This is a genomic window from Streptococcus sanguinis SK49 (assembly GCF_000212815.1).
Taxonomy (GTDB): Bacteria; Bacillota; Bacilli; order Lactobacillales; family Streptococcaceae; genus Streptococcus; species Streptococcus sanguinis_C.
In genome coordinates this window covers 1550210-1563119 of record NZ_GL890985.1, presented here as the reverse complement: position 1 = coordinate 1563119, position 12910 = coordinate 1550210, and the positions used below count along the sequence as shown (strand labels likewise).

13 protein-coding genes are annotated in these 12910 nt (G+C 41.8%); 9 read left to right on the top strand and 4 right to left on the bottom strand.

Features of this window, described 5'->3' with window-relative positions:
* Positions 1-164 precede the first annotated feature (164 nt).
* From HMPREF9380_RS03455 to HMPREF9380_RS03480, 6 genes are all read left to right on the top strand, one after another.
* On the top strand, positions 165-731 hold the full coding sequence (locus HMPREF9380_RS03455; protein WP_032907539.1) for an HAD-IA family hydrolase: 567 nt from the start codon (positions 165-167) through the stop codon (positions 729-731).
* A gap of 12 nt (positions 732-743) precedes the next feature.
* Positions 744-2693 (top strand): DNA topoisomerase (ATP-hydrolyzing) subunit B, encoded by a 1950-nt coding sequence (gene gyrB / locus HMPREF9380_RS03460; protein ID WP_002895870.1) that lies wholly within the window; start codon positions 744-746, stop codon positions 2691-2693.
* An 86-nt stretch (positions 2694-2779) separates the two neighbouring features.
* The gene (gene ezrA, locus HMPREF9380_RS03465) at positions 2780-4504 is read left to right on the top strand and encodes a septation ring formation regulator EzrA (protein WP_032907454.1); all 1725 of its coding nucleotides are present in this window, start codon (positions 2780-2782) and stop codon (positions 4502-4504) included.
* Between the two features lie 93 nt (positions 4505-4597).
* Positions 4598-5266, top strand: coding sequence for a hypothetical protein (locus HMPREF9380_RS03470; RefSeq protein ID WP_002934131.1), 669 nt, complete (start codon positions 4598-4600; stop codon positions 5264-5266).
* Positions 5267-5300: 34 nt separating this feature from the next.
* Entirely contained in the window at positions 5301-5948 is a 648-nt protein-coding gene (gene serB / locus HMPREF9380_RS03475) for a phosphoserine phosphatase SerB (RefSeq protein WP_002934130.1), read from the top strand.
* 9 nt (positions 5949-5957) lie between these two features.
* Positions 5958-7109: a glycerate kinase family protein gene (locus tag HMPREF9380_RS03480; protein WP_002934129.1), complete on the top strand. Its 1152-nt coding sequence runs from the start codon at positions 5958-5960 to the stop codon at positions 7107-7109.
* Here the strand turns inward: HMPREF9380_RS03480 and HMPREF9380_RS03485 are convergent.
* Positions 7072-7410 (bottom strand): hypothetical protein, encoded by a 339-nt coding sequence (locus HMPREF9380_RS03485; RefSeq protein ID WP_002934128.1) that lies wholly within the window; start codon positions 7408-7410, stop codon positions 7072-7074. The two genes, HMPREF9380_RS03480 and HMPREF9380_RS03485, sit on opposite strands and share 38 nt — an antisense overlap.
* Before the next feature lies 1 nt (position 7411).
* Positions 7412-7861 (bottom strand): DUF1694 domain-containing protein, encoded by a 450-nt coding sequence (locus HMPREF9380_RS03490; protein WP_002934127.1) that lies wholly within the window; start codon positions 7859-7861, stop codon positions 7412-7414.
* 209 nt (positions 7862-8070) lie between these two features.
* Between HMPREF9380_RS03490 and eno the strand changes: the two genes are divergently transcribed.
* Positions 8071-9375 (top strand): surface-displayed alpha-enolase, encoded by a 1305-nt coding sequence (gene eno, locus HMPREF9380_RS03495; protein ID WP_002897814.1) that lies wholly within the window; start codon positions 8071-8073, stop codon positions 9373-9375.
* 351 nt (positions 9376-9726) lie between these two features.
* Positions 9727-11067, top strand: coding sequence for a magnesium transporter (gene mgtE, locus HMPREF9380_RS03500; RefSeq protein ID WP_002934126.1), 1341 nt, complete (start codon positions 9727-9729; stop codon positions 11065-11067).
* Positions 11068-11115: 48 nt separating this feature from the next.
* On the opposite strand, the gene HMPREF9380_RS03505 is transcribed toward mgtE, so the two are convergent.
* Complete coding sequence (locus tag HMPREF9380_RS03505) at positions 11116-11301, bottom strand: hypothetical protein (protein WP_002934125.1); 186 nt, start codon at positions 11299-11301, stop codon at positions 11116-11118.
* A gap of 68 nt (positions 11302-11369) precedes the next feature.
* Positions 11370-12380 (bottom strand): lactonase family protein, encoded by a 1011-nt coding sequence (locus HMPREF9380_RS03510; protein WP_002934124.1) that lies wholly within the window; start codon positions 12378-12380, stop codon positions 11370-11372.
* A 242-nt stretch (positions 12381-12622) separates the two neighbouring features.
* Between HMPREF9380_RS03510 and HMPREF9380_RS03520 the strand changes: the two genes are divergently transcribed.
* Positions 12623-12895, top strand: a complete 273-nt coding sequence (locus HMPREF9380_RS03520; RefSeq protein WP_002895853.1) for a YgdI/YgdR family lipoprotein — start codon at positions 12623-12625, stop codon at positions 12893-12895.
* The last annotated feature ends 15 nt before the right edge of the window (positions 12896-12910 follow it).

Genomic DNA, 12910 nt, shown 5'->3' with positions numbered 1-12910 from the left:
AAAGGGTTTAGAGCTGTTGAAAAGGACGAAACCAGCAGCCATTTTTAAATTTTGGATTCTTTGAGATATTTTGTTTAGAAAAAGGGTTGAAAAAAGTCGGAAAAGTGCTGGATTCGGGCAAATATTAGCCCCTTTTTCATGAAAATTATGGTATAATGAAAGGTATGAATTATCAAGATTACATCTGGGATTTAGGTGGAACACTCTTGGATAATTATGAAACTTCGACTGCAGCTTTTGTTCAGACGTTGAAAGAATACGGTTTGCAAGCTGGTCATGACGAAGTTTATAAGGCCCTCAAGGTGTCTACGGACTATGCAGTCCAGCAGTTTGCTCCCCAAGAAAAAGACTTTTTGAAGTTTTATAAGGCCAATGAAGCAGAAGAGTTGACTCACCCTGTCTTATTTGACGGCTCGGCAGAGTTGCTTAGGCGGATTGTGGCCAAGGGTGGTCGGAACTTTCTGGTCTCCCATCGGGACAATCAAGTGCTGGAAATCTTGGAGAAAACTGCCATTTCATCAGCTTTTACAGAAGTGGTGACAGCTGCAAATGGTTTTCCAAGGAAACCCTCTCCAGACTCCATGCTCTATCTAAAAGACAAGTATCAGATTGCCTCTGGCTTGGTCATTGGTGACCGTCCGCTGGATATTGAAGCAGGGCAGGCAGCTGGCTTTGACACCTATCTCTTTGATAATATGCAGCATCTTGAAGAATTTATAGATATTGATTAGAAAAGGAACACTATGACAGAAGAAAAGCAACAAGATATACAGGCCCAAGAATATGATGCCAGTCAGATTCAGGTCTTAGAAGGCCTAGAAGCCGTTCGTATGCGTCCAGGAATGTATATCGGTTCGACCTCCAAGGAAGGTCTTCACCATTTAGTATGGGAAATTGTTGACAACTCAATTGATGAGGCGTTGGCTGGTTTTGCTAGCCACATTCAGGTCTTTATTGAAAAAGATAATTCCATCACAGTAGTAGATAACGGTCGGGGAATTCCGGTTGATATTCAGGAGAAAACAGGCCGGCCGGCCGTGGAAACCGTCTTTACTGTGCTCCATGCCGGAGGAAAATTCGGCGGTGGCGGATACAAGGTATCGGGAGGTCTGCACGGTGTGGGTTCTTCCGTTGTAAATGCCCTCTCCACTCAGCTGGATGTCCGCGTTTATAAGAACGGTCAGATTCATTACCAAGAATACCGTCGCGGTCATGTAGTCGCTGATCTAGAAATCATCGGTGAAACAGACCGTACTGGTACGACAGTTCACTTTACACCAGATCCAGAGATTTTCACTGAAACAGTAGAATTTGACTTTGAAAAGCTCAATAAGCGGGTGCAAGAATTGGCCTTCCTCAATCGTGGTCTCAGAATTTCTATCACCGATAAGCGAGACGGAATGGAGCAGGTCAAGGATTACCACTATGAGGGTGGGATTGCCAGCTATGTTCAATACATCAATGAAAACAAGGATGTAATCTTTGAAACGCCGATTTATACCGATGGCGAGATGGATGACATTACGGTTGAAGTAGCTATGCAGTATACGACTGGCTACCATGAAACAGTCATGAGCTTTGCCAATAACATCCATACCCACGAGGGTGGAACGCATGAGCAAGGTTTTCGGACAGCCCTGACACGAGTTATCAATGACTATGCCAAGAAAAATAAGCTTCTCAAAGAAAATGAGGACAATCTGACTGGAGAAGATGTGCGTGAGGGACTGACAGCGGTCATCTCTGTCAAGCATCCTAACCCTCAGTTTGAAGGTCAGACCAAGACCAAGCTGGGCAATAGCGAAGTGGTCAAGATTACCAATCGCCTCTTTAGTGAAGCTTTCTCAGATTTCCTTTTGGAAAATCCTGCGGTGGCTCGAAAAATCGTTGAAAAAGGGATTTTGGCTTCTAAGGCCAGAATTGCTGCCAAGCGAGCTCGGGAAGTAACCCGCAAAAAGTCTGGCTTGGAAATCTCCAATCTGCCAGGTAAATTGGCTGACTGCTCGTCCAACGACCCACAGGAAACAGAACTCTTCATCGTGGAGGGGGATTCAGCGGGTGGTTCAGCTAAGTCTGGCCGTAACCGTGAATTTCAGGCTATTTTGCCAATTCGTGGTAAGATTCTCAACGTTGAAAAAGCCAGCATGGACAAGATATTGGCCAATGAAGAAATCCGCAGTCTCTTTACTGCAATGGGAACTGGCTTTGGAGCTGACTTTGATGTCAGCAAGGCCCGCTACCAAAAATTAGTCATCATGACCGATGCCGATGTAGACGGAGCTCATATTCGGACCCTGCTCTTGACTTTGATTTACCGCTATATGAAGCCGGTTCTGGAAGCTGGATTTGTCTATATCGCTCAGCCGCCAATCTATGGTGTCAAGGTCGGAAGTGAAGTCAAAGAATATATCCAGCCAGGTGCTAATCAGGAAGAAGAGCTTCAAGCAGCTTTGGCTCGTTACAGTGAAGGCCGCTCCAAGCCAACTATTCAACGCTATAAAGGTCTCGGAGAGATGGATGACCATCAGTTGTGGGAGACAACTATGAATCCTGAACATCGCTTGATGGCACGGGTTTCAGTGGATGATGCAGCGGAAGCTGACAAGATTTTTGACATGCTGATGGGGGATCGCGTTGAACCTCGTCGTGAATTTATCGAAGAAAATGCTGTATACAGTACGCTCGACGTCTAAAAAAATCAGAAAAATCAACCATTATGGGCAAAAATATGATATAATCATTATGTTTGCTTTATAGTAACAATATGAAGGAGTTTTATATGTCTAGTGGACTAATTATTCTCGTTATTGTGGTAGCTCTGCTTTTGGTTGTCGGCTATGGTACTGCAGTTCTGATGAGAAAGAGAAATGAAGCTTTACTTCAAAAATTGGAGGAGAGAAAAGAAACACTCTACAATCTCCCTGTAAACGATGAAGTTGAAGCAGTAAAAAATATGCATTTGATTGGACAGAGTCAGGTAGCCTTCCGTGAATGGAATCAAAAATGGGTAGACTTGTCCTTAAATTCATTTGCTGATATTGAAAATAATCTATTTGAAGCAGAAGGTTACAACAATTCTTTTCGTTTCATAAAAGCCAAGCATGCAATTGGCAATATTGAGAGTCAGATTGATTTGATCGAAGAAGATATCAAGATGATTCGAGAAGCCTTGGAAGATCTTAAAGAGCAAGAGTCTAAGAACAGCGGTCGTGTGCTCCATGCCCTGGATTTGTTTGAAAAACTGCAAACCCAGGTGGCGGAGAATGCAGATTCATATGGGCAAGCCTTAGCTGAGATTGAGAAACAGCTGGAAAATATCCAGTCAGAGTTTTCTCAGTTTGTGACCCTTAATTCTTCAGGTGACCCGGTTGAGGCAGCTGAAATCTTGGATAAAGCTGAGGATCATATCCTTGCTCTGACACATATCGTTGAGAAAGTTCCTGCCATTGTCGAAGAGTTGACTGTGAAGCTGCCAGATCAGTTGGAAGACTTAGAATCTGGTCACCGTAAGCTCTTGGAGTCTGGTTATCACTTTATCGAAACAGATATAGAGTCTCGATTCCAACAGCTCCATGCGAGTCTCAAACGCAACGAAGCTAATATCTCGGCCTTAGAGCTGGATAATGCTGAGTATGAAAATGAGCAGGCTCGAGAAGAAATTAACGCTCTCTATGAAATTTTTACGCGGGAAATTGAAGCCCACAAAGTAGTGGAGAAGCTGATTAAAAACTTGCCTAGCTATCTGGCTCACACTAAGGAAAACAACCAGCAACTCCAAAAAGAGATAGAACGTTTATCTCAAACCTTCCTTCTCTCTGATACAGAAACTTCTCATGTCAAGGAGTTGCAAGCTGAGCTTTCTGCCCAGGAAGATGTGGTGTTGAGCGCGGTAGAAGATTCTTCTGAAACCAAACAAGCTTATTCTGTGGTTCAGGAAGAGTTGGAAGCTATCCAAGAGCGTTTGAAAGAAATCGAAGATGAGCAGATTTCTCTTGGTGAAGCCCTGGCAGAGATTGAAAAAGATGATGCCAATGCTCGCCAGAAAGTCAATATCTATGCGAACAAATTGCATACCATTAAGAGATATATGGAAAAACGCAATTTGCCAGGTATTCCAGACTCTTTCTTAGAAATTTTCTTCTCAACCAGCAACAATATTGAAGAGTTGGTTAAGGAATTGGAAGCTACACGAGTCAATATTGAATCAGTTAACCGTTGGCTGGAAATTCTAGGGAATGATATGGAGCAATTGGAAGAAGAAACCTATCGTATCGTCCAAGATGCTACCCTGACTGAGCAGTTGCTGCAGTATTCAAACCGCTATCGTTCCTTTGATGATAATGTACAGGCAGCCTTTAACAAGTCCTTGTATGTCTTTGAACATGACTACGACTATGCTCAATCCTTGGAAATCATTTCAAAAGCTTTGGATCTTGTCGAGCCAGGTGTGACAGAGCGCTTTGTGACTTCCTACGAAAAAACACGCGAGAATATTCGCTTTTAAAAGAAGTTCCTTCGGGAACTTTTTTCATTCTCAGCAAAAAGGCTCTTGTGTTATAATAGAGGGACAAATGAAAGCGGAAAGTCTATAAAAGAAATGAAAAAGATTAAAAAATATATTACTTTCATTATTCTTGGAGGTGTAGCCGTTTTATCGATAGCATTGATGAATGGCTGGCGTTTAGATGATTATACTATTCCAAAAAACAGAACAAGAGAACAGTATGATTTTGAAGGCACTTTTGAATCAATGTTTAAGTTTTTAGAACAAGAGAAAAAGGATTTTACTGGATTAAAACTTTATACAAGTAGTGTTTATGTTAAAGACGGAGACGAAGTTAAGGAATACGAAGTATACTTAGATACTACCCAATCTGATATTAAGGGTGACTATACAATAACAATTGGGGACAACAAAGAGACTGTTCCTGTTACTTATTCTAACGACAAACTAACTTACAGCTCAGAGATAAGTCCTTTATTTGATGAAGAGATTCTTAACTTAGTTGTTCAAAGAAATCATTTTGAATCCTTAAATGTGAAAGAGACTTTTGATAGCGCTGAAACAGAGCTTCGCGATATTATCTACCAGCCAGAAAATAAATCTGAACTCTATAAAACTTTAAAAAATAAGTATGATTTACCGGATGATACAAAATGCACAATAAGTATAGATCACTCCAGCGGAACTATTTATAGTCTTACAATACAAATGGAATCGAAGGAAAAGGCTGTTCAAATAGATTTGACTATATTTAAAGAATAAGCTAGATAATCAATAATTGGGAAGGAGTTAAGAGATGAAAACAGTCAAAGGCTTGTTAGTCATGGATGTAGATAGCACCTTAATCATGGAAGAGGGGATTGACCTGCTAGGAGAGGAGGCTGGTGTAGGAGCTCAGGTTGCGGCTATTACCGAGCGTGCCATGCGAGGGGAATTGGACTTTGAAGCTGCCTTACGTGAGCGGGTCGCCCTTTTAAAAGGTCTGCCGGAGGATATTTTTGCTCGAATTGCTGAAAGGATCCATTTCACGCCAGGAGCCGAGGACTTGGTCAAGGAGCTGCATAAACGTGGTTATAAAGTAGGCTTGGTGTCAGGTGGTTTTCATGAGACGGTGGACAGACTGGCTGAGCAGCTTGGAATTGACTACGTCAAGGCAAATCGTTTGGAAATCCAGCAGTGCCTTTTGACAGGCCAAGTCTTAGGAGAGATTGTCACTAAGGATACCAAGCTCGCCATGCTAAAAGCATGGGCAGCCGAAAACAAGTTGGAATTAAATCAAACGATTGCTATGGGAGATGGCGCCAATGATCTGCCTATGATTCAAGCGGCAGGGATGGGAATTGCCTTTATGGCCAAGCCGATCGTGCGCGAGCAAGCTCCTTACCAGATTCAAGAATGCAATCTCTATCGGGTCATTGATCTTTTAGACAATAGAAAAGAGTAGGAGAGAGGCATGCATATTCTAATTGCACCGGATTCATTCAAGGAAAGTTTGTCAGCTGCTCAGGTTGCTCAAGCTCTGCAGACAGGATTTTCTCAGGCCTTGCCAGATGCCAGCTTTGACTTGCTGCCGGTGGGTGACGGTGGCGAGGGGACAATGACTGCGCTGACAGCAGCCTTGGGCTGGGCTGAATTTCATCATACTGTGACCGGACCCTTTGGCCAGCCGGTAAAAATGTCTTATGCTAGAAATGGTCAACAAGCGCTTTTTGAAATGGCTGATTTGGTCGGACTCGCATCTATTCCTCAGGAAAAACGAAATCCTTTGGCCATAGAGACCAAAGGATTGGGAGAATTGATTTTGCACCTGGCTGAAGACGGTGTTAGAAAAATTTTAGTTGGTGTTGGAGGTTCGGCCAGCAACGACGGTGGGATTGGACTGGCAGCTGGCCTTGGCTATGAATTTTTCGATGCGGAGAATCATAGATTGCGCCCCATTGGCTCGTCTTTGGGAAAGGTCGCTCGAATATCAGCTGAGCAGGTTCCTGCTTTCTTGAAAGAAGTTGAGATTGAGATTTTGACGGACGTTGATAATCCTCTTTGTGGAGCTCGCGGTGCGACAACTGTTTTCGGAGGTCAGAAAGGTCTATCTCCCTTATTATTCTCTCAAGTAGATCAAGCCGTGGCAGATTTCTATCAGTTGGTCAATCCTCAGGTGATTGACATGGGTGGCGCTGGGGCCGGTGGCGGAATGGCAGCAGGACTGGTTGCTTTTGCCGGAGGAAAAATCGTTTCGGGTATTGAAACCTGTCTAGATTTACTGGATTTTGATGAAAGAGTTAAAAAAGCGGACTTGGTCGTAGTGGGCGAGGGTCGGTTGGACCGTCAGTCTTTGGCGGGCAAGGCACCGGTCGGGGTCGCCAGACGAACACCAGAAGGCATTCCTGTACTGGCGATTTGCGGCAGTCTGGCAGATGATTTACCGGATTTCCCAGTTGAGAATATTCAGGCAGCTTTTCCTATTATTGCACAAGCAGATAGTTTAGATAAGATCCTAGAGCAGGCGGAGCAAAATTTGATTCGAACGTCCAGAAATATTGGTAATCTACTAAAAATAAAAAAAGCGGTTAATCCGCTTTTTTTAGTAGGTATTCAATTTCTTTGACTATCATGCCCTTTTCAAAGAAGAAGATGTCACAAGACAGGTCACAAAAGTCATTTTCTAAAATAGTTACAATCCGACTCTGGTCAGGACTAAGCTGATAATAAGTACAAGAAAATTGGACGGGGTTCTTATGGTAGGCTTTTTGAATCTTAGTCAGGTAGTCCGCTTTTCCTTTGATGATTTCGGTTGTGTCACCTTCTAATTCCCAGCTAACATGATCAGAAAGAAAGGTCTGATAGGTTTGCCAATCACGCTGATTTTCTGCTTCAAAGAAGGCAAAAAGTTTTTCTAAATTTGTCATCCTATCCAAACCATTTTTTCCAGAGGGAGGGCTTTTCATTTGCAGGCTTTTCTGCTGGCTGAAGGAGGCTAGCAAACTGTTGGTTCATATCCTTGTCATCTACTTGGACAAGATGATCGCTATGGACAATTAGGCCAAAAGGAGAAGACTGGTAATCGCTTGAGACGATAGTAGCCTCGCAGCCTAGTTCCTTAGAGGTTTTTAGATAAAAGATTTGATTGCCTGACTCGACTTCCGGAGAAATTTTAACAATTACAGGTTGGCAGTTTTTCATGATGCTACTGAGCATTTCCTTGAAATGACTGCGAATGAGGGTCTCGTTGGCTTGCTCAATAGAGCAGGAGGCTAGCACTCGCTCCTCAAAAGTCCCTAAAAATCTACGCTGTTCATCAGGATTGAGCTTGACTCCGCTCTGAGCTTTTTCCATGATTACTTTATTAATATCAGTCATAATAAAATTGTACCATAAAAGGAGAAATTCTAAAAGGTTGAATATTCGTTCTGGCTCGCTGGAAAAACATTTATATAGTAAGTTTGGAATCGTTTTCTTGTGCAAAAATTCTCAAATTTGCTTAGATTCTCTATTTTTCCTTGAAAAAAAAGCGTTTTTTGAGGTATCATAGACTAGTAAATAATTTTAAATAATAAGGAGAGTAAGAAATGTCAATTATTACTGATGTTTACGCTCGCGAAGTCCTAGACTCACGCGGTAACCCAACACTTGAAGTAGAAGTTTATACTGAATCAGGTGCTTTCGGACGTGGTATGGTTCCTTCAGGAGCTTCTACAGGTGAGCACGAAGCAGTTGAACTTCGTGATGGCGACAAATCTCGTTACGGTGGTCTTGGTACACAAAAAGCAGTTGATAATGTAAACAACGTTATCGCTGAAGCTATTATCGGTTACGATGTTCGTGACCAACAAGCTATCGACCGTGCAATGATCGCTTTGGACGGTACTCCTAACAAAGGTAAATTGGGTGCAAACGCAATCCTTGGTGTGTCTATCGCTGTAGCTCGTGCTGCTGCTGACTACCTTGAAGTGCCACTTTACAGCTACCTTGGCGGATTCAACACTAAAGTTCTTCCAACTCCAATGATGAACATCATCAACGGTGGATCTCACTCAGATGCTCCAATCGCATTCCAAGAGTTCATGATCTTGCCAGTTGGTGCTCCAACATTCAAAGAAGCTCTTCGTTACGGTGCTGAAATCTTCCACGCTCTTAAGAAAATCCTTAAATCTCGTGGTTTGGAAACTGCCGTTGGTGACGAAGGTGGATTCGCTCCTCGCTTTGAAGGAACTGAAGATGGTGTAGAAACTATCATCGCTGCTATCGAAGCTGCTGGCTATGTTCCAGGTAAAGATGTATTTATCGGATTTGACTGTGCATCATCAGAATTCTACGATAAAGAACGTAAAGTATACGACTACACTAAATTTGAAGGTGAAGGCGCTGCTGTTCGTACATCTGCAGAACAAATCGACTACCTTGAAGAGTTGGTTAACAAATACCCAATCATCACTATCGAAGATGGTATGGATGAAAATGACTGGGATGGTTGGAAAGCTCTTACTGAACGTCTTGGTAAGAAAGTACAACTTGTTGGTGACGACTTCTTCGTAACAAACACTGACTACCTTGCACGTGGTATCAAAGAAGGTGCTGCTAACTCAATCCTTATCAAAGTTAACCAAATCGGTACTCTTACTGAAACTTTTGAAGCGATTGAAATGGCTAAAGAAGCTGGTTACACTGCAGTTGTATCACACCGTTCAGGTGAAACTGAAGATTCAACAATTGCTGACATCGCAGTTGCAACTAACGCAGGTCAAATCAAGACTGGTTCACTTTCACGTACAGACCGTATTGCTAAATACAACCAATTGCTTCGTATCGAAGATCAACTTGGTGAAGTTGCTCAATACAAAGGTCTTCAAGCTTTCTATAACTTGAAAAAATAATCTAACAACCTTTAAGAGGAGCTAGGACTTAGTCCTAGCTTTTTTGATGTGTAAAGATGTAACAATGGATATTTTTTGATTTAGGAACCACCCTAATTGATGAGAGGGAGATTTATCATCTTTTCCGAGAAAATTGCCTAGAAGTACTGTGTGGGTCTGGTCATGTTCTTTCCCTTGAAAAATTAGACGACAAGATGACAGTTTTTCTTTCGGAAAATATAATCAAGTAATCCCTGCGTTTCCTTGTGACTACATGCTTGAAAAAGTGAGCGATTTACTGAAGATTTTATAGCTTTCTTGTATCAAAATCAGTCTTTTATGGTATACTAGCAAAGTGGAAGGAGGAGTACAATGGAAGAATTATTAAATCAGGTCTTACTATCACAGGATAGTGAAGTTTTCAATCAGATATTTGATGATTACTATCCCATTGATATTGCTCTTTCTTTGGAGGCTTTGGAGGATGAGGAAGGGAATCTTCTCAAAACCTTTACAGAAATGGCTAGTGATGATCAATTGGTAGAGATTTTAAAAGAAGCCGAGCCGGAGTTGCAACGACAGATTATCCAATCGATTTCTTTCAAACGTACCAGCACTCTTTTTCATCTTATGCCAGATGATGATGTAGTAGATATTTTGGGTTACTTGAGTGTGGACTTGCGTAAGCAATACTTAAGTATGATGAAAAATACCAGTCAAGAGAATTTGAAAGCTATGTTGGCTTACGATCCTCAGACAGCTGGTGGTCTGATGACGACAGAATTCATCACCTTAAATGAAAACCTGACCGTCTCAGCAACTCTCAATAAATTGAGGGAGATTTCGCCCAATACAGAAGTTATTGATACCTTATTTATTAGAAATGTGCATCATTCGCTAGTTGGCTGGATTGATATTCGTGATTTGTTTATTCATGATGCGGAGATGAAACTCAGTGAATTTATGAATACTCAGATAGTGAGTGTAACGCCAGAGGTTGACCAAGAGGAAGTGGCACAGCTTTCTGCCAAATATAATTTATCTGTCGTACCGGTCGTCAATCATCGGCAGGTATTGTTAGGAATCATCACTATTGACGATATCGTCGATGTTTTGCAAGAAGAGTATCAAGAAGATATCTTGCGGATGGGGGGTGTCCAAGAAAGTGAAGAAATTGGAGGACCTTTCAAAGAATCACTCAAGAAACGCTTACCTTGGTTGATGATTAACCTAGTGACAGCCTTTCTAGCTTCTGCGACAGTAGCACTTTTTGATGATACGATTTCAAAAGTTGTAGCATTAGCAGCGATTAGTCCTATTATCACAGGAATGGGAGGAAATTCTGCCTCTCAGACACTAGCTTTGGTTATCCAGGGAATTGCCTTGGGGAAACTGGATCTGAAAGAAGATCGGAATTTAGTATTCAAAGAAATCGTGCTAGCTTTGGTTAATGGTTTCTTTACTGGCTTGATTGCAGCTATTGTCATGTTTGTCTTCTATCAAAATTTCTATCTGTCTGTTATTGTGGTATTGGCTATGATGATCAATCTAGCATGTGGTGCTCTATTTGGTTACTTTGTACCGTTGATTATCAAGACCCTGCATCAGGATCCGGCTCTAGCCTCGACCATTTTCATTACCACAGCAACAGATGTGTTAGGTTATCTAGCTTTTCTAGGCTTAGCACAAATTTTCTTACCATTGATTTTATAAAAAAGAATAAAAAACGCTTGATTTTTCAAGCGTTTTTGTTATGTTTACTTAGAACAAACCTTTAATTTTATCAATTGCGCCGCTGGCCATTTCATTTTCAGCTACTAATTTTTTGGCTTGATCTAGGTATTCACCGAGTTTGTCTTTGTTTTCTTCGATAAACTTTTTGGCGCCATCAAAGTCTTTCTTTTCAATCATTTCTTTTACTTGGTTAAATAAATCTAATGGATTCATAGTTGTTGCTCCTTAGTAATTTTTTATACTATTTAATCAAATTTCTAATAGAAAGACAAGAATTCTGCTTATTTAAAGGTCACACAAACAGCTTCGGGAACGTAGAAATCGTGGGAGATTTCTGTCAATTTTCCACTTTCTGCATCGCGTTTGAAGATGGTTGCATTGTCTGAGTCTTGATGGACAGCAATGATATGGTTTTGATCTGGTGTAATGTTGAAATCCCGTGGATTTTGGCCATTTGTAGGTGCAATCTGGATTAACTCCAAGCTACCATCAGCTAAGATTTTGTAAACGGCAAGAGAGTCATGACCACGGTTGGAACCGTAGAGGAACTTGCCATCAGCAGACAGACGGATAGCAGCTGTTCCGTTTGCACCTTCAAAGTCCTCTGGCAAGGTGGAGACAGTTTGCAGGTGTTCAAAATGGCCGACTCCGTCGTAAATTAGGACTTCAATAGTAGAATTAAGCTCACAGATTAAATAGGCGATTTTATAATGATGGTGGAAAACGATATGGCGGGCACCAGCTCCAGCGGCACACTTGTAGGTATCCAGAGGAGCGATCTTTCCATCTTCAGCAACATCATAAGTAGTTACTTCATCAGTTCCCAAGTCGCAGGTGATCAGGTATTGATCTGGTGTTAGGTCAGCATAGTGGACGTGAGCAGAGGCCTGATTGGCATGTGGTCCTTGACCTTGGTGGGTAGCTGAGTCAGCTAGTTCCAGTCTGCCGTTAGCTAGGCGTTTGTAAACCAAGACTTGTCCTTTATGATAATTGGCACCGTAAACTAAGTCACGATCCTCGTCGACTGCCACATAGCAGAGCGGAGCCCCTTCTTCAACAACATGGTTGAGGAGCTGACCTGCTTGATCAAAGGCTGCAATACCTCCCTGTCCGTCCTTTGCTCCGACAGAATAGAGATGTCCAGCCTTATCAAAGGCTAGGTAGGTCGGACTGGGCTCTTCAGCAAGCAAGGTCAAGTTTTCTAAAGTTCCTTTGTTAGAATTAAAATCTGCCTTATAAATTCCCTTGGAATCTCTGCGAGTATAGGTTCCAAAGTAAACTGTTTGTGCCATGACATTACCTCGTATATATTTAGATTGCTTGCTACCATTATATCATAAAAGCAGAAGATAGGGCTTAGAGCGGAGGATTTGCCTGATTTTCAAAAGAATAGTATTGTTTTCGAAAAAACAGATAAAAAACAGATAGCGGGTAGGAAGGGGATAGATGACTTTGTTAGAATAGAATTGTTCAAAAAAACAATTACTGTCAGGAAGCAACAAACTTCCTGCTTGTCAAACAAAGGAGAAATCAAATGAACGTTAAAAAAATTGCTATGCTCGTTGCCCTTATTGGAATGTCTGGATTCTTTTTAGCCGCATGCGGAAATAAAGAAGCAGATAACTCAGAAATTAAGGATGGAAAACAAGTAGACTTCCAGAAGGATGCTGTTGACAAGAAGACCAAGACGGTAGATGGCAAAGAAGTAACAGAATACACAATGCCTGATGGAAATGTTATTCAAATCCCAGCAGATGGTGAGGAAATTCCAGAAGATGGATCAGGATCTAGCTCAGAAGCTGAATAAAGATTAAAACATGTA

Bases quoted from the DNA above. Each gene is read 5' to 3' on its own strand.
- HMPREF9380_RS03455 (WP_032907539.1), top strand. From the start codon at position 165: ATGAATTATCAAGATTACATCTGGGATTTAGGTGGAACACTCTTGGAT.
- gyrB (WP_002895870.1), top strand. From the start codon at position 744: ATGACAGAAGAAAAGCAACAAGATATACAGGCCCAAGAATATGATGCC.
- ezrA (WP_032907454.1), top strand. From the start codon at position 2,780: ATGTCTAGTGGACTAATTATTCTCGTTATTGTGGTAGCTCTGCTTTTG.
- HMPREF9380_RS03470 (WP_002934131.1), top strand. From the start codon at position 4,598: ATGAAAAAGATTAAAAAATATATTACTTTCATTATTCTTGGAGGTGTA.
- serB (WP_002934130.1), top strand. From the start codon at position 5,301: ATGAAAACAGTCAAAGGCTTGTTAGTCATGGATGTAGATAGCACCTTA.
- HMPREF9380_RS03480 (WP_002934129.1), top strand. From the start codon at position 5,958: ATGCATATTCTAATTGCACCGGATTCATTCAAGGAAAGTTTGTCAGCT.
- HMPREF9380_RS03485 (WP_002934128.1), bottom strand. From the start codon at position 7,410: ATGACAAATTTAGAAAAACTTTTTGCCTTCTTTGAAGCAGAAAATCAG.
- HMPREF9380_RS03490 (WP_002934127.1), bottom strand. From the start codon at position 7,861: ATGACTGATATTAATAAAGTAATCATGGAAAAAGCTCAGAGCGGAGTC.
- eno (WP_002897814.1), top strand. From the start codon at position 8,071: ATGTCAATTATTACTGATGTTTACGCTCGCGAAGTCCTAGACTCACGC.
- mgtE (WP_002934126.1), top strand. From the start codon at position 9,727: ATGGAAGAATTATTAAATCAGGTCTTACTATCACAGGATAGTGAAGTT.
- HMPREF9380_RS03505 (WP_002934125.1), bottom strand. From the start codon at position 11,301: ATGAATCCATTAGATTTATTTAACCAAGTAAAAGAAATGATTGAAAAG.
- HMPREF9380_RS03510 (WP_002934124.1), bottom strand. From the start codon at position 12,380: ATGGCACAAACAGTTTACTTTGGAACCTATACTCGCAGAGATTCCAAG.
- HMPREF9380_RS03520 (WP_002895853.1), top strand. From the start codon at position 12,623: ATGAACGTTAAAAAAATTGCTATGCTCGTTGCCCTTATTGGAATGTCT.